The sequence below is a fragment of the Pseudomonas sp. UMAB-40 genome (genome assembly GCF_900095275.1).
In the GTDB taxonomy this organism is placed as follows: Bacteria; Pseudomonadota; Gammaproteobacteria; order Pseudomonadales; family Pseudomonadaceae; genus Aquipseudomonas; species Aquipseudomonas mandelii_B.
In genome coordinates this window covers 157,149-181,029 of sequence record NZ_LT607562.1, presented here as the reverse complement: position 1 = coordinate 181,029, position 23,881 = coordinate 157,149, and the positions used below count along the sequence as shown (strand labels likewise).

The following is a 23,881-nucleotide window of genomic DNA, read 5'->3' as shown; positions in this document are numbered from 1 at the left end:
CGCTTGGGCCCCTCGAATTCCTCGGTTATTTCCTGGTTTCCATCAGCTTGTCAGCGAGCGCTTCGGCCCGCTTGATCAACAGGTTCTGCCTGGGCTCCTTTTGATGAAAGAAGCACCGCTATCTTACGCCCGAAGAGCCCCACCCAAGTGTCTGACGGCCAAGCAACACGCCAATGATTTCCTCCGTGTAGGAAATTTCATCTAACAATTCTCGGGCAATTTTCATACTGGGCTCGGTTATAAACGCGGGGATCACTTTAAGCCGTTATTAATCTCCGACTACTTCAAGAGAGTGACTACTGTGCTGAAAAACTCCGGATCGAACGCAGGCAAAAGCCCCATGCCCAACGTCCCGTCTCCAGCAAGTCCCAACGCGCCGCCCGCGGGACAAATACGCAGGAGCAGCAAGATTTTCCCCCCGATCGAAAGCGCCCAGGCGTATTCATCAAGCACTTTAGTCCCGTCCCCTCGAGCAGCGCCCGCTATCGCCCCAAAACCTGTACCGTTTTCAGTCCCCAGGACCTGTTCCAAGTGTGGGACCTATCACCAAGGCCCCTGCACGACTCCTCGAGCCAGTGAAGCACCTTCGCAAAAACCGGCTTCGGCGCTGGAAATGTATGAACGGCACCAGGCGAACTATCAGCCACAGGACCGGACTCAGCCGTTCGAAATCATGCATTCGGTGACGGATGACAACCTGAAGTTCAGTGACAAGAAGGCAACCGACGCCGAGCTTTTGAAAGTGGCGGACAAGAAGTTCACCCTCCGCCACTACACCACATCAAAAGACGGCCCCCCACCGTTCAACACTGTTTCTTCGAACTTTGAACTGGTGTACCGCAACATCAAAACATTGCAAAGAACCCAAGGCAGCAACACCAACCAGGATGATTGGGTGCGCCTGGGCAATACAGCGTTTACCTTCTTTCTCTTGGCAATCGACGGCGAGGTAGCGAACCGAAAGTTTCTCGCAGGGGCAACGCATTACGCGGAAATTGATCCAGAAAACCCGGAACAAATGAAGGCGGCAGGTCTGGACAATGCGGAGTTTTTCGCCTCCCCGGACTTGCTGCACATCAAGGATCTGTCGAGTGCCAAAGCGGTTAAAGGCCCGTTGAAAGACCTCAAGGCGCTGATGGTTGCAAGCTCCGGTCTAAAGCCCATCAGCTTGGGCCGTACACCTGCCCAAGGCTTGCTCAAAGCTATCGACGATCAGTTTGCTGGCACGTTGGAAGTGAAACTGCCGGGTTCGGTAAGCGTTGCTCAATGGCACAGGGTTTAGGGAGAAATCTACACCAGGGGAACGTTCTGTCTTGCTGTTTCCTTGTCGCCAGATCATCGTCAGCAGGCATCACACGGCCAATGGGGCCGATGGGGCCGATGACGGGGCACAAGATCGACAGGGTTCTACGCGTGAAGCCCCCAGCCGGGGGCTCTGACCGAATCAGCTACCCGCACTGCCGTGCGCTTCTTCAAAGAAGTAATCCTTCCAGCTGGCGGCCTTGTTTTTCAGCACGCCCAGTTCCTGGAGTTTTTCGGCATAGATAAAGGTGCGCTGCGGCACGACGGTGAAGTCGATTTCAGGGTCAGCGACGATTTTCTCAACCAGTGGGAGGGGCAATTTCGATTGCTCCACGCGGATATAGGTCTGGGCGGCGGCCGGCTTGTCGGCCTTGATGATTTGCTCGGCCTCGGCCAACGCCGCGTAGAACGCCTTGTAGGTTTTCGGGTTTTCGTCGTGGAATTTTTCGGTGGTGTACAACACGTTAAACGTGGCCTGGCCACCCAGTACGTCGTAGGAACTCAGCACCTTGTGCACGTTGGGGTTCTGCAGTTCCTGGTACTGGAACGGCGGGCTGGAAAAATGTGAGTTGATCTCCGAACCGCCGGCAATCAGCGCTGACGTCGCGTCCGGGTGGGCGAGGCTGATCGAGATGTCGTCAAACTTTTTGTAGTGTTCAGCGCCGAACTGCTTGGCCGTTTCGATCTGCAACGTGCGTGACTGGAAACCTACCCCCGCCGCCGGCACCGCGATGCGATCTTTTTCAGTGAAGTCTTTGAGGCTCTTCACGTTGGGATTATTGGTCAGCAGGTAATTGGGCATCGACCCCAGCGAGGCGATGGCCTTGACGTTCTGCTTGCCCTTGGTCCGGTCCCAGATGGTCAGCATCGGCGGCACGCCGGCCGACACCACATCCAGCGCGCCGGCCAGCAGCGCCTCGTTCATCGCCGTGGCACCGGAGATGCTGTTCCAGTCGACCTTGATGTCGAGCCCCTGCTCCTTGCCATGTTTCTCGATGAGTTGCTGATCGCGCACCACATCAAGGATCAGGTAACCGATGCCAAATTGCTGGGCAATGCTGATGTTGCCTTCGGCCTGAACGCCGGGGCTGAGTAACGCACTCACCGCCGCCACAGAGGCGACCAACAGGGTCAATGCGGAGCGCTTGAAGGGAGTTGCCATGAAAACCTCAATGTGATGGAAGAACCATGGCAGCACCGGGCCGCCGACAAAAAAAAGCGGCCGAGGCCGCAGATGTTGAATGTCGAACCAACTCTTCAGAGCTTGGCGATGGACACCTCGGTGGATTTGACGAAGGCAATCACCTCGCTGCCCACTTTCAATTCAAGGTCGCGCACTGAACGGGTGGTAATCACCGAGGTGACAATGCCGGACGCGGTTTGCACGTCGATTTCGGAAACCACTTCGCCCTGCACGATTTCCTTGATGACGCCTTTGAACTGGTTGCGGACGTTGATCGCTTTGATGGTCATGTTGAGGCTTCCTGTCTGGTGTCGGACACATCCGCATGGATGCGCAGGCCTTCAAGGTGCACCAGCCAAACCAACAACAAAAGGAATATATAATTATCTATTTATACGAATATAGAATATGCAGATCTGCAAGCGGACGGCTGGAGGATTGGGTCAACACTCCACTTCGATAAGAACCAAAAAGAATTAATAAATACAAAAACAGTATTTATGGCTATATGAATACCCGCGTACTCTCAGGTTATCCCGTCATTCATCACCACAGTGAAGTGCCCCATGAATCCGACTGACAACCTCATCGACTTCGCCAGCTACCGTAAACGCAAACAGGCTCAGCAACGGGCACGGGCCATGTGGGAGATGTACGCACGCAATGCCGGTCTACAGGCTTATCAATGGATTCAGGCATGCCAATCGACCGAGACACGTCAGGCGTGAATGCGAACGAACCCTCGCGCTTTCTGGCGAGCGCGGACGAACCGGTACTGGATTTGAATAACCTTGAGCATCTGGAGGAAGACCCAATCTGCGAGCGGGTTGCGCAGAACCTGCAACGTCTGCGGAGCAAGCGTCATCTGTCCCTCGACGCTCTGGCCCGACAATGCGGTGTGAGCCGGGCCATGCTCGCTCAGATCGAATCAGGACGCAGCGTGCCCTCGATCAAGGTGCTGTGCAAAATCGCCAAGGGCCTGAAGGTTTCGGTGGCCGCGTTTCTTGAGCATCGGGCTTTCGAAGGGGTGGCAGTGCTGTCGGCCAGCCAGAGCAAACGCCTGGTCAGTGCAAGCGGCGCGTTTGTCAGCCGCGCGTTGTTCCCGTTCGACGTGGCGCGCCAATCGGAGTTTTACGAACTGCGCCTGAGCCCTTTGGGTGAGGACGTCTCCGAGGGGCATGGCCCGGGCGTTCAGGAAAACCTGGTGGTGTCTCAAGGCGTGCTGGAAATCAGCGTCAACGACGAGCGTTACCTGCTCTCCACCGGTGATTCGATTCTGTTTTATGCCGACCAGCCCCACCGCTATCGCAACCCTGCCGACAGTGAAGCGGTGGCGTACCTGGTGGTGACTTACCCGGAACGCCTGGACTGACAAACACCAAGCCTGGCTCCTACGAAAAGCAAAAGCACATGAAAAAGCCCGGCTAATTCGCATTAGCCGGGCTTTTTCAATGGCGATGGATCAGCAGGTGCAGCACATCAGCGGCATGCCATTGCAGCTCATCATCATCGGCATGCTGCAGTCGTTCATCATCTTCATCATCAGAGCGCAGCAGTTTTTCATCATGTCCATGTTCATGCCGGCCATCGGCATGATTTTGCACATCATGCAGTCAGCCATCAGGGTGCATTCCATCACGCACTTCATCGATGGCATCGGCATGCCCATCATCGGCATCGGCATCATCATGTTCATCATCGGCATGGCCATGGCCGACTGAGACATGCACATCATGCTCATGTTGCCGCAATGCATCATCATCGGCATGCCGCAGTTCATCATCATCTGCATCATTTCAGCGCTGTTCTTGAACATCGCCATGTCCATGCCAGCGGCCGGCATCATCTTGCACATCATGCCGTCGTCCATCATCTCGCAGCTCATGGTCGCCATCATCATCGGCATGCCCATCATCGGCATCATCGGCATGTTGGCGTTCATCGGCATTTGCATCTGCATGGCGTTCATCATGGTGTGGCTCCCTGAAGGATTGATAGTTGGACAAAGCTGATGGAGCGGATTCTAAGCAATGGCCAACGCACAACAAGATGACGATCAAACAGCTGGAAACAACGCTGGAGCAACCTTAACGGGGCGAACAGAACGCCGGCATCTGCCACAACGAGCTTTCAGCTTTGATGACAGATACCTTGAGAGTCATAGCGCGTTTTGTCCGGTTATGGATATGCGCTCGAAGCCTATACAAATAACCGAAAGAAATAATCGTTCTAAACAGCGCCGGGTCATTTTCAATAAGGGATCGATAACTCCACCCAGAGGTTATCTGGCGCATAACTCAGGCCGACCGGGTGACTCGGATCCGTCGGTGAATCACTGAAGGCCTTGAGTTCGACGGCCGGTTGACCATCACCTGAAACAACCCGCTGTTTCGTCCTCTGCTGCAAGGCACTCAGCAGATCCGGATAGGGCATTTTCCAGTCTTTGCCTTTCGCAACATCAGCGTCCACCGGGATCATCGCCACCAATCGGGGATCGTGCATTTTCTCCAGCCCTGCAGCACGAGCGGTGGCGTTGTGGCTGCAGTGATGACCGACTTTGTAGAGCGTGACGCGGGCGAGGATGTCATCGCGCGTCAGTGGCGCAGGCTCGCCTGTCACCGCCTCTTTGGGATAGGTCTGATCGCCCCAGGACAGCCAGTTACCCACTTGGGCATCGCCGGGGAAGAGCAGGATCTGTCCGTCCGGCAGTTCGAACGCCAGCACCAGACTCGTGTTGTTAGTGTCCGAATCCATCTTCAAGGCCAGGGTCTCCGCCCCATCCAGCCATTCGTCTTCGATGCAACGCCATTGGTTGTCGGCGCTAAAATAGCGTTGTTCGATGCTGGCCGAATCTTCACCCTCCTCGGTATGGGTCTCGGAATCGCTTTGCGCCTTTGCGCACACACGCTGATAAGGCGGGGCAAACGGGATATCGGCAGCGGGAGGAACCACGCCGTTGAGCCGTTGTGTCCGCTCCTCCAAGGCCATGGCTTCGTCCAGGCTGGTCATGTAGACCTCTTTACCCGCCCCTTTGCCCGGCAAGTCCTTGCGCAAACGCGCTTCGGAGCGCGGCGGTCCCATGACATACGCCTTGAGCGTTTCGAGGGCGGCAGGTCGCACAACATCTCCGGGGTCCAGATAGCGGGTCGCTTTCGATCCGGCCTTGGCCTTGAGCTTTTCGAGGGTCGTGCGCTTGTCCTTATCGGCCGCAGCGGCAAGCGGCTCGATGAACGCCGACAGGCCATGCACCGTCTTGATTCGCGCATCCTCGTGCAGTGCCGTACCGCTCCCACTCAGGCCCACGACACTGGCCAACGCCACTTTCGCCTTTTTGAAGCGGGCATGCAGCGCAACTGCCTGGGCATCATTCAGGTCCTCGGTCCAGGCCAGCCAGAGTTCACCGATGCGGAAGTCATCACCCAAAAAACGCGCTTGCTCATAGAGGAAGCCGGACAGGTGATCATGATGTTCGTGGGTCACTACTACCAGGTCCAGCGAACCGCCGGTGGTCTTGTGAATGTCGTCGACGATGCGTGCCATTTTCAGCTTGCCGTCCTTCGCCCCTTGAAGCACGCCGCAGTCGATCAAAACATGGCGAGATGTCCCTGCTTCCGTATAACGAAGCAGAAAGCAGTCGCCGAGAATTCCGCGGTACATGCGAATTGCTACCTTGCCTTGCACATCAGCCTGGGTCATGGCGTCACACTCCTCGGTGGGTCATGGCAAAGGGATTATCGTCCGGGCTCGGCTGTCGATACGTCAGGGCAAGGCCGTCATTGCCGGTTTGAAGGAAGCGTCGCTGGTCGTCCAGACGCTCATCGTCATTGATGCGCTTACGGATGACGTAGCGCAGGCTGCCATCACGCAGGTCAATGATCAGTGTCGCGCCACCCCGAAAAGTGAAGTCATACGGGCTATGACCTTTCTCCCGGGGCGGTTGCAGATCTTCCTGGCGTTGTTGCTCGACATCGAAATAGCCGCGACGACGCTGAGTAATCTCGACCACCAGTTGCCGAAGATCCTGCCCGTCCGGCCCTGCCCTGCGACACGTTCGGACCGAGTGCACTTCCACGGCCGGTTGAACACCATCTCCTGCGATGAACAATGCACCTTGCATCCTTGTGGCGTCCGGTTGGGCCGCGAAGTAAATCCCTAATGCCTTCTCCCATTCTGCGTCGTGCGCTGACTCTGCCATCAGCCAGTTCCATACAACTTGTCGATTGTGCTCTGACTGCAGATACGCCTTGCCCCGCAGGTACTGTGGCGTGAGATCGAGCGATCCCCCCAACCAGTTGCGTGACGGTTTCGGGGGCGCTTCGAAGTCGAGAAGGTCGTCGGCGGTCAGTTGAAGTTCGTCTGTTTGATAACCCTTCAGTGATTCCCAAAGCAAGCTGTCCGGCGCCAGCGACAGGCACTTGTCCGGAAAAATGCCGCGCCGGCGAAAGGCCTGGATCACGGCCAGGCGATAGTGCATGGGGTCATCCGGCACAAGGTCGTTATCGGCCGTGACGATCGCCCGCAAAAACTCACCAAAGTGCACATCCACCGGTGGCAAATAGTCCAGTGCGCGAATGCACATGCGCAGTACATGATCGGCAGACTTCACGGCTTCGCGGGTCAGGCGCGCGATCAGTTCTGTCGACAGGTTTGCCGTCGACGCCTTGTCATGCCCTGCCAGCCGAAAAAGATCGGTCGTGCGTTGTTCGTAAATGGTGATAAAAGCGTCGAAAACAGCGGCGACCAGTATCGCGCCGCGCTCATGAGGTTCGCTCAATCGCGAAAGTCGTGTCGGGTCCGGTAAACCGTCCTGGCCTTTCTCGTCGATGGCTTCGCGCAATGCCGAATAACGACCCGAAGCCTCACCGAACTGGCGAGCCAGGCCACTCAACCAGGACCGCTCACTCAAGTTGCCCCGGCGCGCCGCCAACTGACTGGAGACCACTTCGGGCAAGGTGAAATGCATCAATAGCGCGACAATATCGGCAAAGGCTTCATGAAACGCCAAACTGTCGACGCTGGTCGACTCGACGTAACGACGATGCAATCCATCCAGAATGGCGTGGGTTGTTTCATGGGCAACAATATCGTGGGACAGCGCCGTGAATATCCAGCCGCCCGGCAAGTTCACCCCGGCGTCACTCAGCGAAGCCTTGAAGTAACCGAACAACAACGCCTTTTTCGCCGGACTGTAATAGGCGTTGGCCTCGCGCAGTGCGTGGGGATAAATACGTAACCTGCGTACATAGACGTGGGTTGGTCTGTTGCGCTCATCTTCGACAACGCGGGGTGACCAGAACACCTTGCGGCCCAGCGCCCGCTCGAACACTTTGATGGTTTTCATCGCAACGGCGAAGACCATCTGCTGATGGAAACGCGGGTCACCCTCGGACGGCGCGATGCCGTCCTGAGCCAACAAATACGGGTTGTTCAAGTCCACCGGTTTGTAGAACTGGCCACTGGTTGGATCAACGTCGATGACTTCCAGATACTCGTTCACCGGCCCCGGCAACAGATCGGCTTCCCAGCGTTGTTCCCAAGGTAATTCGATGGTGGCGTGGTTGACCCCTACCGTTTCCATTTGAGTCGAGGCTTGCGGGTCGAATGCATAGACCCGCAGTTTGCGCATAGGCGGTGGTGGGTAGTCGGACTTATCCATTGCGGATCTCCTTGTCTGACGAACTGGCGTTAAAGCGATAACCCGACCCGAATCCATGGGCCGCCCCGGTGGCATAAGGTTTAGTTGGTGGGAGGCGCCGGGTCAAGTTGAGGTTTTTTTGTCCGCGACAACCATTCGTCGTATATCAAAACCCGGCGCGTAATCGGCGGCCCTGTCTGGCTTAGGGATTGCACAAGCCGGTCTTGGCAGCCCCAGAACGACGTAATTCTGACGCGGAGGCCATCTAATTAACGCTTGGTCAGTCCCCCCGGAGATGTAACGTGTCAACTCTCAATGAAATCGCAGCGAACCACGCGAGAAAAATGGCTATGGCAAAGGCAGAAGAGTCGACCGGGCTGAGTGAGCGACACCTTCAAGTAGTCGGTAGCGTCGAAATCCGCACCAGTGATGAAAAACCGCACGTCCCACTGCACTTCATCGCCGTGGCGCAGGACAACCACATTGCCCAGGCGGCTGGTTACTAACGTAGGCCCTGACGAAAAAACCCGGCGCAATGGCCGGGTTTTCCTTTAGTGACCATATGAAGCCCTTGCCGACGATTTTCGCCGACGCAACCTAAACTCAACTGACCACGAGCTCGCCGGCGATTGGCGGATGAGGCACTGTCATGTTCGAAATCTCAGAGGTGACGCGGGTGAAGCGCTTCGCCGCAAACACGGTTGGCCGAGATTTCGCTGTCGGCGACATACATGGCCACTTCACTCGGTTGCAGGTTGCGCTGAATGCAGCCAGGTTCAACCCCTTGGTCGATCGCTTGTTCAGCGTTGGCGACCTGATTGACCGCGGGCCCGAATGCCGTGACGCGCTCGATTGGCTGGACAAGCCGTGGTTCTACCCAGTGTGCGGCAATCATGATGACTACGTGGTTCACTTCAATACCTGCGATGTCGATAGCTGGATCTTCAACGGCGGCCTATGGTTTACGGAACTGTCGCTGTCCGAACAGAAAGAGTTCGCCGCGAAGTTCGCCGGGTTGCCTATCGCAATCGAAGTCGAAACAGCACAAGGCCTGATCGGCATCGTGCATGCCGATTGTCCATTTCCATCATGGGGGCAACTGCTTGGGGAACTGGAATCGCCCGTCAGCAGCCAGCACCTGATGCAGGTGCAGAACCGCTGCATGTGGTCACGAAGCCGACTCGAACAGCGGGAGATGCAGGGCGTTGAGGGATTGCGCGCGCTGGTCGTTGGGCATACACCCATTCGTCAGCCCGTCAGGCTTGGCAATGTGATTCATATCGACACGGCTGGCTGGAAGCCGGATGTGGGTCACTTCACCCTTTTGGATCTCGATTCGCTCGAAGCCGCGGCTTGACGGTTTTTTGTCAATTCAAGTATCACTCCCTTATACCGCTCGTCCTGGCATCAGCACGTTCACCCTCCTCGCACTTCAAATGCATACATCCACTCGCACGGTAGGCGCAAACCATGAACAGCAAAATTGCCGCTCTTACACTCGCGGGACTCCTGTCGGCCTGCTCGCTCTACTCGCTCGCGGCCGAGAAGGTCACGGAGGACGCTACAATTCCACCGAGTGCTCTTCCGGGCCTTAACCAAGGAGGTGAGTCCAACAAGGAAAAGGCTGACAAAAAGGGTGAGGAAGCTGCGGGGTCTAATTCTGGTGCGGAGTCGGCGGAGATGGAAAAAGATGCTGCTAGCTCGAGTGGCTCGGGCAATGAAGAAACTGAGCCGAAGCAGTAAGCGGTGAGCCCTGGGCCGCCGGTTGATTCGACCGGATTAATGGAGCGTCACAACCCTGCGACTTTCGCCAATCCTGATTCGGTCCAGTGCCCGGTTTAGCGAATCCAGGGCATCGAGGAGGGCTTTCGCCTCAACTTCCCGGCCTTCTCCCCAAAGGCGTTCTGCCATTTTGTTCAGGGCCTGGATTGAGCGCTCGATTTCAGCAGCAGTCGCTGCTTTGCTTTCCGGCTGTTTCTTCAGCATTGAGTAACCCTTCTGCCCGGCGGTGTTTGTCTTCAGTTGCTAGCTCAAGCGTTTCGGCCACTCAACACATTTGATCTGATCCGTTGAGCTTATAACGCCAACCACGGCTGTCTTTGCGCTCTGGTGCAGCTTATCGCGATCATACGCTGATAGATTGCTATGGCCCTCGAAGGCTCCCGGGACTGGAATAGTGACGAAGCACTTACCGTGGCGCCAGCGTCCAGCACCTCGAAAAGATACATGCTGCTCAGGTTCTTGCATTGCACCAGTCGGTCAGCTTCGGTCGTGGGCTTTGGCACCGCGTCGATCTGCTTCTCGAATTCAGTCTTTTGCTTTGGGGCACTGCTACAACCAAAGAGAAGCACCGCCAGCAAGAGACTCGCAATTTGAAGCGTGCCTACCTTCAATTCCATTTGATGCCCCAATTAGTCCTCGTTTGATGCCGGTCTAGCTTACACATTGCGCCCTTCTTGGCTTAGCTGGAGCGCGGCCGAAGCGCAATTTACGACCATTAAATCGCAACTACGACTCGGACAGCGTCGCATCTGCAAACTCCGCATGATTCTTCCTCATCCTGAAACGAGTGACCATTGCATTCATATTTACTTGGACCGAATCACGATCGTCGATGCGAGCATGTCGCCCAAGCGTTTCCGTGAGCCGAAAAAAATGAATACCCAGTCAAAAATACTCAGGAAAGGCGTCGTGATGTTTCGCATGAAAGATTGATAGAGATTACAGCTGAGGGAACTGCGCTCATCAATCACTGACATGCCCAACAACTTTTTGCCAAGGCTTTGCCCGTTCGGCATTGCATCGGAAAACAGGTAATACGCCACGCCTGAGCCGAGAGCGAGCGCGCCGACCACGGTAGACGGCAAGCCCACAAAATCGGCTGATCGCCCTACGAAGAAAAAGAAAAATACAGTGATTACGGAGTCAATCATTTGACCTCCCCACCGACGCCCCAGACCGGCCAGGTTCTTGGGCTTCTGATACTCGCCTTGGGTATTGCTTACTTCCATGCGCTGGCACTCCGTTGGTATATGGATTAGAGATATCGGCGCAGCCCAAACAATATTTAGCGCGCCCGACCGAAGCGCTTAAAAATATTGGGCCTGATTATCAAACCCGCCTGTACGCCCCCCCCGTCTGTGCTTGTCGCCAAGCAATTGCAGACTGGCAGGCTGTTCACCACCGCATGAAGTATTGAGTACCCCTCATCGGCAGGCACAGCGAGGAAAACCTTTTCCTCGAAAACATCGATGGTTATTTCGCCTGCCATAGCCCGACAGATGAACATCTCATCTCGGCAGCGTCAGAGCTGTCGTCTGCGGCGGTCGAAGATGGGCCGTGATCAACCGGATGCAGCCGCCCTCTTCGGAAACGAAACACAGATAAGGCTGACGGAAGCGATCGCAAAAGCCAAAGAGCCCATCTGGCCCTCCCCACCTTCTGCCGCCACGCGCGGCTTGTGGTGGTCATCCACGACCGGCGGCCGGCGACACTTCGCCTGAGCTAGCCCGGGAATGGCTGGACCCGTATACACCCGTAGAGGTACGAATAATTAGGGTCGTTCTTCTTCCAGCAGTTGAACTGATATGGCTTCTGGCATACGTCAGCAAAAACCTCACTCCACCATGGCCTCGTCTTGCAATTGCTTCTCCAGGCAAAAAAATTCTCACTCGGGGCAGGATTGGCTTTGGGGCTGGTACTATGCTCGGCGCCCAAGCAGGGGATTACTAATTAGACGGACCCGCGAACAGCAATGACCTCTCTATCAGAATCGCCACAGCCGGCGATTGATCAGCATTTCAGTCACCCAAAATACAGACCGGACATAGACGGCCTGCGCGCAATCGCAGTCTTGTCTGTAGTCGCATTTCATGCGTTCCCATCACTTATAAAGGGCGGATTTGTCGGCGTAGATGAATTCTTCGTCATTTCAGGATTTCTAATTTCCACCATTATTCTTGGCAATCTGGAAAACAACAAATTCAGCTTCATTAACTTTTATAGCCGTCGTATCAATCGAATTTTTCCGGCACTTTTGCTCGTATTAATATCAACCTTGATAGTCGGCTGGTTCGTACTGCTTGCCGATGAGTACACTCAACTTGGAAAACATATTGCTGGTGGATCTGCATTTATTTCAAACTTTGTCCTGCGTGGCGAGGCCGGCTACTTTGACAACAGTGCCGACACGAAGCCACTCATACACCTATGGTCACTTGGAATTGAAGAACAGTTTTATCTAATATGGCCTTTGATGATATGGGCGGCCTTCAAGACGAGATTAAACACACTGATCTTGATCATATTAGTAGGCTGCGCATCCCTAGCATTAAATATCATAAACATAACGGTTGATCCAGTAGCGACATTTTATTCACCACAAACCAGATTTTGGGAGCTTTTGATCGGTTCATTTCTGGCCTACGTAACCATGTACAAGAGCCAGCTATTCCCGAAATGGAGGGGAGTCAGTGGCCCTCGCATTAGAAATATTCAGTCGTTCATTGGTCTCGCGTGTCTTGTTTCAGCATTTACACTAACCACCAAGGGCGACCACTTTCCGGGATGGTGGGCACTACTGCCTACGACAGGTGCAGCACTGATCATTGCCGCCGGCCCATTCACATCGTTCAATAGAATAGTACTCTCCAATAAAATTTTAGTTTGGCTCGGGCTTATCAGTTTTCCATTGTATCTTTGGCATTGGCCGCTCCTGTCATTTGTTCACATAATTGAAGGTGGCGTTGAAAAACCTGCTACTCGAATGCTAGCAGTTTCGGTTGCTGTGCTGCTGGCCTGGTTAACGTATAAATACATCGAACAGCCATTGCGTCATGGAGGCAAGGGAAACATAAAAACCATCATCCTTACCGGGCTCATGCTAATTACCGGCCTCACTGGATATATTACATACGCTAACGATGGCTTCAAATTCCGCTTAAGCGACCGTGCAGAATTTTCTGATTATTTTGAAAACTCCTTGCCGGAACGAAAGTACTTCACAACGCTGAATATAAAAGAAAATTTTCGTGTCGACTGCGAATTTTATGATGCGGCGGCGTACCTCAATGGCGAGTCCACTAATGCCCCTGTTAAAGAAATAAACAAAAGCTGTTACCAAAAACAAAATCCCGATAGCAAATCACTATTCATTTGGGGTGACTCGCACGCCCAACAACTTTACTCTGGCTTAAAGAAAGAACTTCCTAAAAACTGGGAAATACTACAAGTCGCCAGTTCGGGTTGCCCTGCGTCTCCTGATGAATCTGCACCCTCAAAAACCGATTATTGTGCCCAATCAAACTGGTTTGCTGTTGAGCAAATAAAATCAGTTATTCCAGATGTAGTTATAGTAGGCCAAAATGCAAATCACGCCCCCGAGACGCTACGACGTATTTTCGATTTACTCAAAAAAACAGGAGTAAAACGAGTCATTTTCACCGGACCAACGCCTCACTGGGCCACTGAACTCCCTAAAACCATAGTTAAATCCCTGTGGGTAAAAACCCCTCGATTTACACTGATTGGATTAGATCATTCAGTTCTTGAAAAGAATAACTCATTAAAAAACAACCAAATTCCTTCGGGAGCAATTTTCGCGGACATAATAAGCATTTTTTGCAATGAAAATGGTTGCATGACCTATTTGGGTGATGATATCAAAACAGGCATCACGAGTTGGGACTATGGACACTTAACTCCGGTGGCATCTGACTTCCTTGCAAAAAAACTTCTAGTGAAATTGGTGACCGGCGACTAATCGAGACTAAACAACATCTCTCTTCTATAAACAATCATCCAGCACCTCAGGGTGCTGGTGACTTGGGTAGTAGAAAATCGAATAGAACAATGGGGAGGGGGATAGTTGTTCACGACGATTCGCTCGGAATCAAATCAATTAAGGATTTGAGCGACATCCAGATTTTCCGCGAGGAAGACTTTGGCGTTTCAACTGGATTGACTAACACCGAGGTCACTTCGGGGCTTATGAGTTGAGATAGCGCTCATCAGAAGCTTCGGATGCTCATCACCTGAGAATCGCCCCAGCGATCATGCCGATGTTCAAGGTCAACACCGGTTGCCGGGAACAGGAGGGGGCAGACTTCAAGAGGATGGGAATCCAACCATGATGCACCGGATGAACGAATTGGCCTGGAAGATATCTCTTCAGCCACATGTGCGCTGGTCAATCGACCATCTCCTTGCAAGGCCGCGAGCATTCCTCGATCAAAGCTATCGAGCTTTATCGTGGATTTCAATAATTTGGCATGCACAAGCCTTCTATAAAGCTCTATCGGCATAAACTGCCAAAACAACGCCAGTATTGGGTTGAATACGCAACCACCTGCCCTCCCCCTTGGACCTAGAATTTATCTCCCTCATCTGTCACTGAGCTGCTCCAGAATGGAAGATAAAGCGCTGTATCTATTAGCCCTCTCTATGATCTTTTTAATGCCCGGTCCGGACATGATCCTGCTACTGCAAACCGGAGCGAAACAAGGCCGGACTGCCGCAATGGCAACGGCACTCGGCCTTGCCCTCGCTCGAGCCTGCCACGTCACATTGACCGCATTGGGGTTGGCGACGATGTTCAAAGCTCTACCTTGGACGTTTGATATCGTTAAATATGCAGGCGCTGCTTATTTGCTCTGGATAGGGTTACACATGTTCAAAAGTCGCCCGCAAAGCTCACCAGCAGTTCTTGAGAAACCCGTTGCATCGTCTTCTATGAAGGTGGCTTTCCGGCGAGGTCTTTTGACCAACCTGCTCAATCCGAAAGCGCTACTGTTCAGCTCGATATTGCTACCGCAATTCATCGAGCCCAGCCGTTCTTCGGTATGGGAGCAATTTGCAGTGTTAGGCATCGTTCTCGTGATTACAGGGCTTGTATTCGACAGCATTTTTGCAACCGCCAGCGCCTGGGTAGGCCGATGGCTGAATCGAAGCGTGCTGGCGCAACGCATTCAGCAATGGCTATTCGGTACGCTGCTCATCGGGTTTTCCGTGCGACTGGCATTGGTGCAACAAGCCTAGGGCTTAATCATCAAAGCGCTTTCATATGACTACTGCGGTACCGGCAGCTTCGCTTTGTTCAACGCCACCGCGGTGTGGCCTGCTACACAGAAATCACCACCATGATTACGGGTGATTCTCTGATGAATCATCGATTCGAACTCGATCGGCGCCCCGAATAATACTGAAGTATGAGACCCACATATAAAGTGACTATCGGCTACACACCTATGCACGACTGATTATTTCTCTCTGGAAAGTTACTCTATTTTCAAAGGTTCCAGAGGACTTCATCATGAACAAGCTACTGATGAAAACAATTGGCATTGTCTCCTCCCTGGGTTCGATCTATTTGAACTCGGCAGCCGTCAATATGGAATGTGGATCAAGCGTGAATGACCCGTTTTTTGAAAATGGATCCCCTGCCTGCAACGCCAATAGTGCGCCAACACCATTGGAAGCACACTCAAAGCATGCAGCCTTCATAGTCCGCGACGCTGATCGCCTGAGCGCAGGATCGCACCTTGTAAGCCCGCGCAAGTTTTATGTTCATCACGGCATCTACCTTGGCGATGGCAAGGTCGCTCATTACTCTGGATTGAGCGCATCGCTGCAAGCCGGCCCGATTGAAATCACTGACCTGGATCGCTTCGGCAACGGCAGTGCCATTTGGGTGCATGAGGAACAATGCGCCTTTTCCAGCGACGAGATCATTGTACGGGCCCTGTCGAGAGTCGGAGAATCACAGTACAAAATCCTGTCAAACAACTGCGAACACTTTTGCAATTGGTGCATCAACGGCAATAGCTACAGCGCACAAGTTGCCGAGTATCTCCATCGCCCTTTCAGCCTGGTGCGCATGATCTTCTCGTCGAGGACGGGTTTGATTGCTTAGTCTCTGTCGTACGCTTCCCCAACTTTACGTTAACTGTATTCACGTATAGGAATACGAGTACGACGTCGTATGTCGGTACGAACCAACACGCTGCGCTATCCGATATGGGTTTTGCTTGCTGCATTTTCACCATGGGTGTTCACTGCAATCACCCGTGATGAATTGCATTTCCAGCAGGCCTATTGATTGATATGAAAATCTCAATTGAACCGACGGTAGCTGTAGAAAATCCCGAGCACCCTGCCCCTCATACGCTCCTCCAGAGATTTGGCGCTGCTACGCTTGCAGGCGCCATCTTCATCATCGACACACTCACGTCCATCCATATCGCCATAGCGGTGCTCTACGTCGCCGTGATTCTGATGTCGGTGAACCTGTTTTCCCGTAAAGGTGTGATTGGCGTTTCGCTCTCTTGCTTTGGATTGACGTTGGCCGCTTTTTTTCTTTCCCATGGCAGCGACTTCAATAGCTCCGCGTTCGCCCGTTGCCTGGTCAGCCTGTCCGCGATCGGTATCACCACCTTACTGGCACTGAAAAACAAAGCAGCCAATGACGAGTTGCAGGAGCAGGTGCGGATGCTCGCGCAAACCCACGACGCCATCATCGTTCGAGACATGAATGGCATCATCACTACGTGGAGCCCAGGTGCCGAAGCCTTGTATGGCTGGTCCAGGGCGCAAGCCATCGGTCAGGACTTTCGAACACTTCTGCGGCCTCAACTGACGCTCACCTGGGAAAAGGTGATGAACTCGCTGATAGAAACCGGCCGATGGGAAGGCGAGGTTGTGGAACACCGATGCGACGGAACGGCTGTGACAGTTGTCAGTCGTTGCTCTCTGTCACGGGACGAGAGCAATCAGCCAAAAGCAGTTTTGGCCACCCACAACGACATCACCGAGCAAAAAAGGGCCATCAATGCCCTGCGGCGCAGCGAAGCATTTCTGGCCGGTGCTCAATGGCTGAGTCAGACCGGAAGCATTGGTCTGAAAATCCCAAGCGGCGAGATGTATTGGTCCGACGAGGCCCGGCGGATATTCGAATTCGGCGACGACGAGGAACCGCTGCTGTCCAGCGTCCTGAAAAAAACCCATCCGGATGATCTGGATCTGGTCAAAGCGTCGATCAAGCATGCTTACCAGAAAGAGCCTCACATCAAAGTGGAGTATCGGCTGTTGATGGCCGACGGGCGAATCAAGCATGTGCAAATGCTCGCTCATCCCGTTCAGGATGCCACGGGGAATTTTGAATACATCGGGGCGCTGATGGATGTCACGGACGCAAAAATGGCGGAGGAAGCACTGCATCGTTCGCAAACCGAACTGGCTCACGTGACCCGGATTACTACGCTGGGTGAACTGGCCGCATCGATCGCCCATGAGGTCAACCAGCCCCTGGCCGCCGTGACCACCAATGGCACGGCCGGTTTGCGCTGGTTGAATCGCGAGGAGCCAAACATCGACGAAGTGCGCAGTGCGATGGAGCGGATGATGAGCGAGACCCATCGAGCGAGCGAGGTGATTCGGCGTATCCGGGCCATGTCACGCAAGACCGATCCTCAAAGCGTCCCGGTTGATCTCCAGGAGGTCATAGAAGAGTCATTGGCGCTGGTCGATAGGGAGGTCAGACGGAACAAAATTGTGCTAGACCATCAATACGATACCGAGGCAGCCAAGATTATTGGTGACCGCGTCCAACTCCAGCAGGTCATCATCAATCTGATCATGAATGGTGTGCAGGCAATGGCCAATACCAAAGGTAAACATCGCACGCTCCATGTAAGCCTTCGACGTTCTGATGCAGGCGAAGTGTGTGTTGATATCAAAGACAGCGGCCCCGGTATTTCGCCGCAAAGCATGCCCAAACTCTTCAATGCTTTCTACACCACCAAACCCGACGGAATGGGAATGGGATTATCCATTTGTCGATCGATCATTGATGCCCATGGCGGCCGTATATGGGCAACGAGTGAAGCAGGGGAAGGCGCGACATTCCACTTGTCCTTCCCCTCCAGCAATGAGGAATCTGCGTGAACGAAGATATTTCTTCCATGGATAAGGGGTCCATGGACAAGGGCCCTGTTGTCTTTGTGATAGATGACGAGGCCCCCATGCGCGAAGCGCTCAGTAGTCTCTTTCGTTCGGTCGGGCTTCAAGTGCAGACCTTTGCCTCGCCGACAGAGTTTCTGCAACTGCCCGATCCCGATGCGCCCAGCTGTCTGGTCCTCGATGTTCGGCTCCAAGGCGCCAGTGGCCTGGAGTTCCAGCATCAGTTAGTGGAATCGAAGATCGCATTGCCCATCATCTTTATCTCGGGTCATGGCGACATCGCCATGTCAGTCAAGGCGATGAAAGCCGGGGCCGTGGATTTTTTGGTCAAACCGTTCCGCGACCAGGATTTGCTGGATGCCGTCGCCGCTGCGCACCACAGGGATGCCAAGCGCCGGGAAATCGACCAGCAGGACGCCGAAATGCGCAACTGCTACCAGACGCTGACAGCCCGTGAGCGAGAAGTCATGGCCCACGCAGCCAAGGGTCTGATGAATAAACAGATTGCGGGAGAACTGAATCTGAGTGAAATCACCGTCAAAATCCATCGCGGGCATGTGATGAAAAAAATGCACGCAAAGTCGTTTGCAGACCTGGTTCGAATGGCACAAGCCCTGGGGATCGGATCAAAACGCTGAGCAACACATACGTGTGTATGATTTCTTTTAAGGCTATTGGCAAATAGAGTGGAATGGGCGCGATAGCTTTTCAGCTGTTTCGAATCCATTGATGCCGCGCCAGGATCTGCACAATGAATAAAGTCCCTGTAATTTCCATTGTCGACGATGACGAATCTGGCCGAATCGCACTTAGCAGCCTGGTGCGCTCGATGGGCTGTGAACCCAGTCTTTTTTCCTGTGCCGAAGATTTTCTCGCCTGCGCCAAAAGCTACGGCACGGACTGCCTGATCTCGGACATTCAAATGCCGGGCATGACTGGCCTCGATCTGCAATCGGAACTCCTTAGTAAAGGGCACGACATCCCCATTATTTTCATCACCGCCTACCCGGAGGAGTCGGTTCGCAAACGTGCAACATCTGCGGGAGCGATCTGCTTTCTCAGCAAACCATTTGACGGACAAGTGATGATTGACTGTATTGAGCAAATCCTGAGAAATAGAGAGGCAGGCTTTATCGTAAACTGACAACCGCGATGCGCCCTGTCAAACCCCACGGCTCAACTAAAAATACTGATTATCTCTATTCTGCCGCCACCCACCCTGCTTAACTAACACACCTATACTCAAGTATTAGCCCCTACCACTTATACCTTAGACAGGTGAAACCTACGTAGAAGTGCTAATTAAGTCTTCATCATTCACACTACAACCAAGCCAACGAAAGCGGCACTTCAATTAAATACCGGCCTTCAAAGCCGAGTAATTTAGTTGATTACTACCGTCCGCTTAGAGGCTCATAGGCAACGAGTCAGATGTCCATTGAACATCGCTCTTGCGCACTGAAGCACAATGGCGGGCCGCAGCCCTTTTGGTGATGACGATGAACAGAAACGATCTGCGCAAAATCGACTTCAGTCTTTTGATCGTTTTCGAAACGCTGATGCACGAACGAAATCTTACCCGTGCCGGTGAGAAATTGTTTCTCTGCCAATCGGCGATCAGTGCCTCCTTGAATCGACTGCGTCAGTTTTTCGATGACCCGCTGTTCATACGCATGGGTAGAAGCATGGAGCCGACGAGCAGAGCATTTGAAATACAACTCACCTTGACCCCTGCCCTGGACACCATGGCGGCTGCGCTGAGCAACATGAATGAATTCGATCCCCTGACCAGTAGCAGCGTGTTCAGAATTGGTCTTTCGGATGATATTGAATACTCGTTGCTGCCTGGCCTGCTGCGCCACCTGCGTATGGAAGCGCCTCAAGTCAGTTTTGTCGTGCGTCGTACCGACCACTCATTGCTGGCCAATCAGCTGGCGACAGGCGAGGTGTCACTGGGCGTATGCCATTGCCGCGAACTCCCCGCCAATGCCAAACGAAAATTCCTGCGCAGCATCCGCCACACGGTTTTAAGCGCCAACACCATGGCGGGTCCTCTGGATCTCAACGAGTACTGTAATCGCCCACACGTCTCTGTTTCGGTCAACGGCGAAGCATCCGATTACATTGACCGAGCATTGGGATCCCTGGGGCGGCAACGTCAGATCGTCCTGGCTGTTCCGCAATATAGCGCGCTTAAATCACTGCTTGAGGACACGCAGATGTTGGCCGTAGTACCCGATTACGTCGCCAAGGCCATGACACGGCAAGGTGGTTTACGTGCCGACCCCGTTCCGATGTCGCTTCCAGACCTTGATCTATCCATGTCGTGGAGCGCCACGCTGGACAATGACCCAGGCGAACGCTGGCTTCGTTCGCGCTTCAGTCATTACCTGAGCGAAAAAAGTGCAACATTGCTCGAAATAAGTGCAAAAAAAGAAGCAGCTTAAAAATTCCGGCAATAATTCAGGCTAACACAGTCTAATTATTTCAATTATTGATGAACAAAGGCACGACCTGTCCCTCAGTCAAAAAACTGAGAACATGAAAGTTAAACAGTATTAGATTTATCCCACATAACAAACAGGTCATTACTCCCTCTGATTCTTAGACGATAGTGAGCACGACCTCTAGAATTGATCTCCGCAATTTCACCCAGACACTTAACACCGGAACTTGGACATGAAAGCACTCATCGAAGGTTTCATCAAGTTTCAAAAAGAAGTGTTCCCGCAGCGAACGGACCTTTTCAAATATCTCGCCACTACCCAAAATCCAGAAACGTTATTCATCACCTGCTCCGACAGTAGAGTCATTCCGGAGTTACTCACACAGCAAGAGCCCGGAGAGCTATTCGTTATACGCAACGCTGGAAACATAGTTCCATCCTATGGGCCGCAGCCGGGTGGTGTTACCGCTTCTGTCGAGTATGCCGTTGCGGTACTCGAGGTCCATGACATCGTCATTTGTGGTCACTCGGATTGCGGTGCAATGACGGCGGTTTCCAGTGGCAAATCATTGAATCATTTACCCGCAGTGGCGGCCTGGATGAGCTATGCGGAGTCGGCCAAGGTAATAAACGCGACTCGTGCCCACGCATCCGACAAAGAACGTGTCAGCTCAATGGTTCGGGAAAATGTAATCGCTCAGCTCTCCAACCTGAAAACCCACCCCAGCGTCAGATTGGCTCTGGAACAGAAAAAGCTGAATCTGCATGGTTGGGTCTATGACATCGAAACAGGGTCCATCGTCGCGCTCGATGGCAGAACCAACACATTCGTTCCATTGGCGGAATTTCCAGAAACAACGGCATAGGGCTCACCTGCTCCCTAAGCACATTGCCTGCTTGACCACGATGTCCCCACACGTTCGGAGTGAAAATCATGGCTGAAGCTGAAACCCGTCCCCCACTGCCCCCTTTCGATCGCGAATCGGCAATTCTCAAAGTCAGGCTTGCCGAGGACGGCTGGAACAGCCGCGATGCAGAAAAAGTCTCACTCGCCTACACACCCGATACCCGGTGGCGCAATCGCGTCGACTTCGCGGTAAACCGAGCCGAGGCCGCAGCATTCTTGACACGCAAATGGAACAAAGAACTGGACTATCGACTGATCAAAGAGCTGTGGGCTTTTACCGATAACCGCATCGCTGTGCGTTACGCCTACGAATGGCACGACGACTCAGGTAACTGGTATCGCTCTTACGGAAACGAGAATTGGGAGTTTGCTGAAAACGGACTGATGGCTCATCGGTTTGCCTGCGTCAATGACATGCCAATCAAAGAGTCGGAGCGAAAATTTCGCTGGCCGTTAGGCCGTCGCCCTGACGATCATCCAGGTCTTTCTGATTTAGGCCTGTAACAACCAGCGTTCGACAGACGATGTAGCGAAACGAGGAACTGAAGATGGTCAAGATTCTGGTTCTCTATCATTCGATGTACGGCCATATCGAAACGATGGCGCAGCATGTAGCTCAAGGTGCCAGCAGCGTCCCGGGGGTTGAAGTCACGGTAAAGCGTGTTCCTGAAACCATGGATCCTGAGGCATTCAAAGCGGCACATGGCAAGACTGACCAGGCGGCTCCCGTAGCCAACCCTGCCGAGTTATCTGGTTACGACGCCATCATCTTTGGCACGCCGACGCGCTTTGGCAATATGTCAGGACAGATGCGCAACTTCCTCGATCAGACCGGCGGCCTGTGGGCTAGCGGAGCACTGGTTGGCAAGGTCGCCAGTGTCTTTACATCAACGGGTACTGGCGGTGGCCAAGAGATGACCATCACCTCGACGTGGACGACACTTGCTCATCACGGCATGGTCATTGTGCCTATCGGATATTCCGATCCAGCCTTGTTCGATGTATCGCAACCAGGCGGCGGTACCCCCTATGGGGCATCCACCATTGCGGGCGCTGACGGCTCCCGCCAACCGGACCCGCGTGAATTAGGTATTGCTCGCCACCAAGGGCAATACGTCGCAAAAATTGCAGCGAAACTCAAGGAATAGCTCTTTCCCCTATGGCTCCCAGGCTCCCACATAGAGGTGCCTGTTGGCTGAGGTGATTGCTAGCCAGTGCCACAGCAATACCCGTGTTGTTTGACGTTCAAGAAAGGTTAGGGAGCGATGTATGTCAGTCGCTCATGATGATCAACATGGTAGGTACCGGGTGCTTGCCATTTGGAGGCAGCATGAAAAACCTAAGTGTTTTAACCGTTATTGTCGGACTTTCACTGTTCAGCGCAGGTACAACGCGAGCCGACGAGGTCCTCTCACAAACCGGCGACACCACAGCGGGCGCCGCCTTTGGTGCAGGAACTGGAGTATTAGTTGGAGGTGCAGTCGGCGGACCTTTAGGAGCGTTGATCGGAGCAGGATTAGGATTGTTGGGAGGACGTGAGGTCCAGACAGCAAGCGGTTTGGAGGAGCGCGCGTACACCGTTCGGAGTAGTACAGGCGAAGAGCAAGTAGTGCGCTCGCCACGCGAAGAGTTCGCCATCGGCCAACAGGTAAGTGTCAAAGGCAGACGACTGCATGCCGTTACGCCCTAAAATTTACGGCTGTGGAAGTAGATTACGACAGCCCCTGACTTATACCTCTGCGACTTACACAAAGCTTCGCCTCGTCGGCCAGATCGAGGCGAAAGCTTCACCTTCCCCACCGCAGCACCAATAGCCTCGCCAATGCCTCTGGCAGATCGCTTAGCCAATCCCTGAAAGGCCGGACCGTTATCGATTCAAGATCATGCTCATGAGATTGCGTGGTCCAGACCACATCGTAACGAGCGAGAATCTCAATCATGTCGCTGCGCTGATAAGTCTTTTGAAGGGCGGCCACCGCAAGCTCTCGAAAGGCTTGTTCGACCGCACCAGGCCATAACACCGCACCGACAGTGCTTGCCACAGTTCCGTACTGATGGAGGCGGTGAGCGACCCCGGGGTCGAGTTTTATAGCCTCGCCTTCCTGCAGTAACGCGATTCGCTGTCGACCGGCACGAATATCCAGTTCGCCCTTAAGCGCCACCACCAGTTTGGTTTCCTGACGATGCATCAACGGCAGGTTGTGAGCATGTAAGGGCAATACAAACCGCATCGCCGTCCCCGCCCCTCCAATGCTTGCCTGAGCCACGTCAATCCACACCGGAAAGCCGTTGGGGATCAACAGCAGCGCCTCTGAGTTTTCAACGTTCATGAATGCTCCGACCTGCATCTATAGGAACGACTTATGCGCAGGATTGGATATCGGTCTTGGACGCTATCGAGCAAACCGCAGAAGATTGCTTCACACCCAAGCAACACAAACCTGGCAACCGCCA

The 23,881-nt window shown here is 53.6% G+C and carries 25 protein-coding genes and 1 pseudogene; 16 read left to right on the top strand and 10 right to left on the bottom strand.

The genetic code is table 11. From position 1 onward, the window contains the following. The first annotated feature begins 613 nt into the window (after window positions 1-613). Window positions 614-1,282 (top strand): hypothetical protein, encoded by a 669-nt coding sequence (locus tag K0F88_RS18275; RefSeq protein WP_219095994.1) that lies wholly within the window; start codon window positions 614-616, stop codon window positions 1,280-1,282. Between the two features lie 162 nt (window positions 1,283-1,444). Here the strand turns inward: K0F88_RS18275 and K0F88_RS18270 are convergent, their stop codons facing one another. Continuing rightward, window positions 1,445-2,464 (bottom strand): ABC transporter substrate-binding protein, encoded by a 1,020-nt coding sequence (locus tag K0F88_RS18270; protein WP_219095993.1) that lies wholly within the window; start codon window positions 2,462-2,464, stop codon window positions 1,445-1,447. A gap of 95 nt (window positions 2,465-2,559) precedes the next feature. Further along, window positions 2,560-2,775, bottom strand: a complete 216-nt coding sequence (locus K0F88_RS18265) for a molybdopterin-binding protein (protein ID WP_027921432.1) — start codon at window positions 2,773-2,775, stop codon at window positions 2,560-2,562. Window positions 2,776-3,051: 276 nt separating this feature from the next. Between K0F88_RS18265 and K0F88_RS18260 the strand changes: the two genes are divergently transcribed. Continuing rightward, a complete protein-coding gene (locus tag K0F88_RS18260; protein ID WP_219095992.1) occupies window positions 3,052-3,213 on the top strand; it encodes a hypothetical protein in 162 nt (53 codons plus the stop codon). Next, window positions 3,210-3,857 carry a helix-turn-helix domain-containing protein gene (locus K0F88_RS18255; RefSeq protein ID WP_257605284.1) on the top strand — a complete coding sequence of 216 codons (648 nt, stop codon included), beginning with the start codon at window positions 3,210-3,212 and terminating at the stop codon, window positions 3,855-3,857. Before K0F88_RS18260 ends, K0F88_RS18255 begins: the two co-directional genes overlap by 4 nt. Before the next feature lie 90 nt (window positions 3,858-3,947). Here K0F88_RS18255 and K0F88_RS18250 read toward each other — a convergent pair whose 3' ends face one another. The 3 genes from K0F88_RS18250 to K0F88_RS18240 form a co-directional block, all read right to left on the bottom strand. Next, window positions 3,948-4,457, bottom strand: coding sequence for a hypothetical protein (locus tag K0F88_RS18250; protein WP_219095991.1), 510 nt, complete (start codon window positions 4,455-4,457; stop codon window positions 3,948-3,950). A 278-nt stretch (window positions 4,458-4,735) separates the two neighbouring features. Then, the gene (locus tag K0F88_RS18245; RefSeq protein WP_219095990.1) at window positions 4,736-6,181 is read right to left on the bottom strand and encodes an MBL fold metallo-hydrolase; all 1,446 of its coding nucleotides are present in this window, start codon (window positions 6,179-6,181) and stop codon (window positions 4,736-4,738) included. A gap of 4 nt (window positions 6,182-6,185) precedes the next feature. Next, window positions 6,186-8,141 carry a hypothetical protein gene (locus K0F88_RS18240; RefSeq protein WP_219095989.1) on the bottom strand — a complete coding sequence of 652 codons (1,956 nt, stop codon included), beginning with the start codon at window positions 8,139-8,141 and terminating at the stop codon, window positions 6,186-6,188. Window positions 8,142-8,422: 281 nt separating this feature from the next. On the opposite strand from K0F88_RS18240, the gene K0F88_RS18235 reads away from it, so the two are divergent. The 3 genes from K0F88_RS18235 (at window position 8,423) to K0F88_RS18225 (ending at window position 9,863) form a co-directional block, all read left to right on the top strand. Continuing rightward, complete coding sequence (locus K0F88_RS18235; protein ID WP_094471669.1) at window positions 8,423-8,626, top strand: hypothetical protein; 204 nt, start codon at window positions 8,423-8,425, stop codon at window positions 8,624-8,626. Between the two features lie 143 nt (window positions 8,627-8,769). Then, window positions 8,770-9,477, top strand: a complete 708-nt coding sequence (locus tag K0F88_RS18230; RefSeq protein WP_094471668.1) for a metallophosphoesterase — start codon at window positions 8,770-8,772, stop codon at window positions 9,475-9,477. Between the two features lie 113 nt (window positions 9,478-9,590). Next, window positions 9,591-9,863 carry a hypothetical protein gene (locus K0F88_RS18225; RefSeq protein ID WP_094471667.1) on the top strand — a complete coding sequence of 91 codons (273 nt, stop codon included), beginning with the start codon at window positions 9,591-9,593 and terminating at the stop codon, window positions 9,861-9,863. 36 nt (window positions 9,864-9,899) lie between these two features. On the opposite strand, the gene K0F88_RS18220 is transcribed toward K0F88_RS18225, so the two are convergent. From K0F88_RS18220 to K0F88_RS18210, 3 genes are all read right to left on the bottom strand, one after another. Further along, window positions 9,900-10,106 carry a hypothetical protein gene (locus K0F88_RS18220; RefSeq protein WP_219095988.1) on the bottom strand — a complete coding sequence of 69 codons (207 nt, stop codon included), beginning with the start codon at window positions 10,104-10,106 and terminating at the stop codon, window positions 9,900-9,902. Window positions 10,107-10,195: 89 nt separating this feature from the next. After that, the gene (locus tag K0F88_RS18215; RefSeq protein WP_219095987.1) at window positions 10,196-10,519 is read right to left on the bottom strand and encodes a hypothetical protein; all 324 of its coding nucleotides are present in this window, start codon (window positions 10,517-10,519) and stop codon (window positions 10,196-10,198) included. Between the two features lie 189 nt (window positions 10,520-10,708). Continuing rightward, entirely contained in the window at window positions 10,709-11,131 is a 423-nt protein-coding gene (locus tag K0F88_RS18210) for an RDD family protein (protein ID WP_219095986.1), read from the bottom strand. Window positions 11,132-11,874: 743 nt separating this feature from the next. On the opposite strand from K0F88_RS18210, the gene K0F88_RS18205 reads away from it, so the two are divergent. Then, entirely contained in the window at window positions 11,875-13,881 is a 2,007-nt protein-coding gene (locus tag K0F88_RS18205; protein WP_219095985.1) for an acyltransferase family protein, read from the top strand. 644 nt (window positions 13,882-14,525) lie between these two features. Then, window positions 14,526-15,155 (top strand): LysE family translocator, encoded by a 630-nt coding sequence (locus K0F88_RS18200; protein WP_219095984.1) that lies wholly within the window; start codon window positions 14,526-14,528, stop codon window positions 15,153-15,155. A gap of 41 nt (window positions 15,156-15,196) precedes the next feature. Here K0F88_RS18200 and K0F88_RS18195 read toward each other — a convergent pair. After that, a pseudogene (locus tag K0F88_RS18195) lies at window positions 15,197-15,259 on the bottom strand (carboxymuconolactone decarboxylase family protein); the annotation flags it as partial. Window positions 15,260-15,429: 170 nt separating this feature from the next. Here K0F88_RS18195 and K0F88_RS18190 point away from each other — a divergent pair. The 8 genes from K0F88_RS18190 to wrbA all read left to right on the top strand — a co-directional run bounded on the left by K0F88_RS18190 (window position 15,430) and on the right by wrbA (window position 22,575). Next, window positions 15,430-16,029, top strand: coding sequence for a lecithin retinol acyltransferase family protein (locus tag K0F88_RS18190; RefSeq protein WP_219095983.1), 600 nt, complete (start codon window positions 15,430-15,432; stop codon window positions 16,027-16,029). 191 nt (window positions 16,030-16,220) lie between these two features. Beyond that, window positions 16,221-18,059: a PAS domain-containing sensor histidine kinase gene (locus K0F88_RS18185; protein WP_257605278.1), complete on the top strand. Its 1,839-nt coding sequence runs from the start codon at window positions 16,221-16,223 to the stop codon at window positions 18,057-18,059. Between the two features lie 17 nt (window positions 18,060-18,076). Then, window positions 18,077-18,712, top strand: a complete 636-nt coding sequence (locus K0F88_RS18180; protein WP_219096016.1) for a response regulator transcription factor — start codon at window positions 18,077-18,079, stop codon at window positions 18,710-18,712. A 113-nt stretch (window positions 18,713-18,825) separates the two neighbouring features. Then, on the top strand, window positions 18,826-19,218 hold the full coding sequence (locus K0F88_RS18175) for a response regulator transcription factor (protein WP_219095982.1): 393 nt from the start codon (window positions 18,826-18,828) through the stop codon (window positions 19,216-19,218). Between the two features lie 355 nt (window positions 19,219-19,573). Further along, a complete protein-coding gene (locus tag K0F88_RS18170) occupies window positions 19,574-20,521 on the top strand; it encodes a LysR family transcriptional regulator (protein ID WP_219095981.1) in 948 nt (315 codons plus the stop codon). Between the two features lie 232 nt (window positions 20,522-20,753). Next, entirely contained in the window at window positions 20,754-21,386 is a 633-nt protein-coding gene (locus tag K0F88_RS18165) for a carbonic anhydrase (RefSeq protein WP_219095980.1), read from the top strand. A gap of 68 nt (window positions 21,387-21,454) precedes the next feature. Next, a complete protein-coding gene (locus tag K0F88_RS18160; RefSeq protein WP_219095979.1) occupies window positions 21,455-21,931 on the top strand; it encodes a nuclear transport factor 2 family protein in 477 nt (158 codons plus the stop codon). Window positions 21,932-21,975: 44 nt separating this feature from the next. Continuing rightward, window positions 21,976-22,575 carry an NAD(P)H:quinone oxidoreductase gene (gene wrbA / locus K0F88_RS18155; protein WP_219095978.1) on the top strand — a complete coding sequence of 200 codons (600 nt, stop codon included), beginning with the start codon at window positions 21,976-21,978 and terminating at the stop codon, window positions 22,573-22,575. A 639-nt stretch (window positions 22,576-23,214) separates the two neighbouring features. On the opposite strand, the gene K0F88_RS18150 is transcribed toward wrbA, so the two are convergent. Continuing rightward, window positions 23,215-23,757, bottom strand: coding sequence for a hypothetical protein (locus tag K0F88_RS18150; protein WP_219095977.1), 543 nt, complete (start codon window positions 23,755-23,757; stop codon window positions 23,215-23,217). Window positions 23,758-23,881 lie beyond the last annotated feature (124 nt).

Coding starts and splice junctions, on each gene's coding strand:
- K0F88_RS18220 (WP_219095988.1), bottom strand. CDS start 10,106: ATGCTGAAGAAACAGCCGGAAAGCAAAGCAGCGACTGCTGCTGAAATC.
- K0F88_RS18245 (WP_219095990.1), bottom strand. CDS start 6,181: ATGACCCAGGCTGATGTGCAAGGCAAGGTAGCAATTCGCATGTACCGC.
- K0F88_RS18230 (WP_094471668.1), top strand. CDS start 8,770: ATGTTCGAAATCTCAGAGGTGACGCGGGTGAAGCGCTTCGCCGCAAAC.
- wrbA (WP_219095978.1), top strand. CDS start 21,976: ATGGTCAAGATTCTGGTTCTCTATCATTCGATGTACGGCCATATCGAA.
- K0F88_RS18210 (WP_219095986.1), bottom strand. CDS start 11,131: ATGGAAGTAAGCAATACCCAAGGCGAGTATCAGAAGCCCAAGAACCTG.
- K0F88_RS18250 (WP_219095991.1), bottom strand. CDS start 4,457: ATGATGAACGCCATGCAGATGCAAATGCCGATGAACGCCAACATGCCG.
- K0F88_RS18180 (WP_219096016.1), top strand. CDS start 18,077: ATGGATAAGGGGTCCATGGACAAGGGCCCTGTTGTCTTTGTGATAGAT.
- K0F88_RS18260 (WP_219095992.1), top strand. CDS start 3,052: ATGAATCCGACTGACAACCTCATCGACTTCGCCAGCTACCGTAAACGC.
- K0F88_RS18205 (WP_219095985.1), top strand. CDS start 11,875: ATGACCTCTCTATCAGAATCGCCACAGCCGGCGATTGATCAGCATTTC.
- K0F88_RS18215 (WP_219095987.1), bottom strand. CDS start 10,519: ATGGAATTGAAGGTAGGCACGCTTCAAATTGCGAGTCTCTTGCTGGCG.
- K0F88_RS18200 (WP_219095984.1), top strand. CDS start 14,526: ATGGAAGATAAAGCGCTGTATCTATTAGCCCTCTCTATGATCTTTTTA.
- K0F88_RS18160 (WP_219095979.1), top strand. CDS start 21,455: ATGGCTGAAGCTGAAACCCGTCCCCCACTGCCCCCTTTCGATCGCGAA.
- K0F88_RS18225 (WP_094471667.1), top strand. CDS start 9,591: ATGAACAGCAAAATTGCCGCTCTTACACTCGCGGGACTCCTGTCGGCC.
- K0F88_RS18270 (WP_219095993.1), bottom strand. CDS start 2,464: ATGGCAACTCCCTTCAAGCGCTCCGCATTGACCCTGTTGGTCGCCTCT.
- K0F88_RS18275 (WP_219095994.1), top strand. CDS start 614: ATGTATGAACGGCACCAGGCGAACTATCAGCCACAGGACCGGACTCAG.
- K0F88_RS18165 (WP_219095980.1), top strand. CDS start 20,754: ATGAAAGCACTCATCGAAGGTTTCATCAAGTTTCAAAAAGAAGTGTTC.
- K0F88_RS18240 (WP_219095989.1), bottom strand. CDS start 8,141: ATGGATAAGTCCGACTACCCACCACCGCCTATGCGCAAACTGCGGGTC.
- K0F88_RS18185 (WP_257605278.1), top strand. CDS start 16,221: ATGAAAATCTCAATTGAACCGACGGTAGCTGTAGAAAATCCCGAGCAC.
- K0F88_RS18150 (WP_219095977.1), bottom strand. CDS start 23,757: ATGAACGTTGAAAACTCAGAGGCGCTGCTGTTGATCCCCAACGGCTTT.
- K0F88_RS18170 (WP_219095981.1), top strand. CDS start 19,574: ATGAACAGAAACGATCTGCGCAAAATCGACTTCAGTCTTTTGATCGTT.
- K0F88_RS18175 (WP_219095982.1), top strand. CDS start 18,826: ATGAATAAAGTCCCTGTAATTTCCATTGTCGACGATGACGAATCTGGC.
- K0F88_RS18265 (WP_027921432.1), bottom strand. CDS start 2,775: ATGACCATCAAAGCGATCAACGTCCGCAACCAGTTCAAAGGCGTCATC.
- K0F88_RS18190 (WP_219095983.1), top strand. CDS start 15,430: ATGAACAAGCTACTGATGAAAACAATTGGCATTGTCTCCTCCCTGGGT.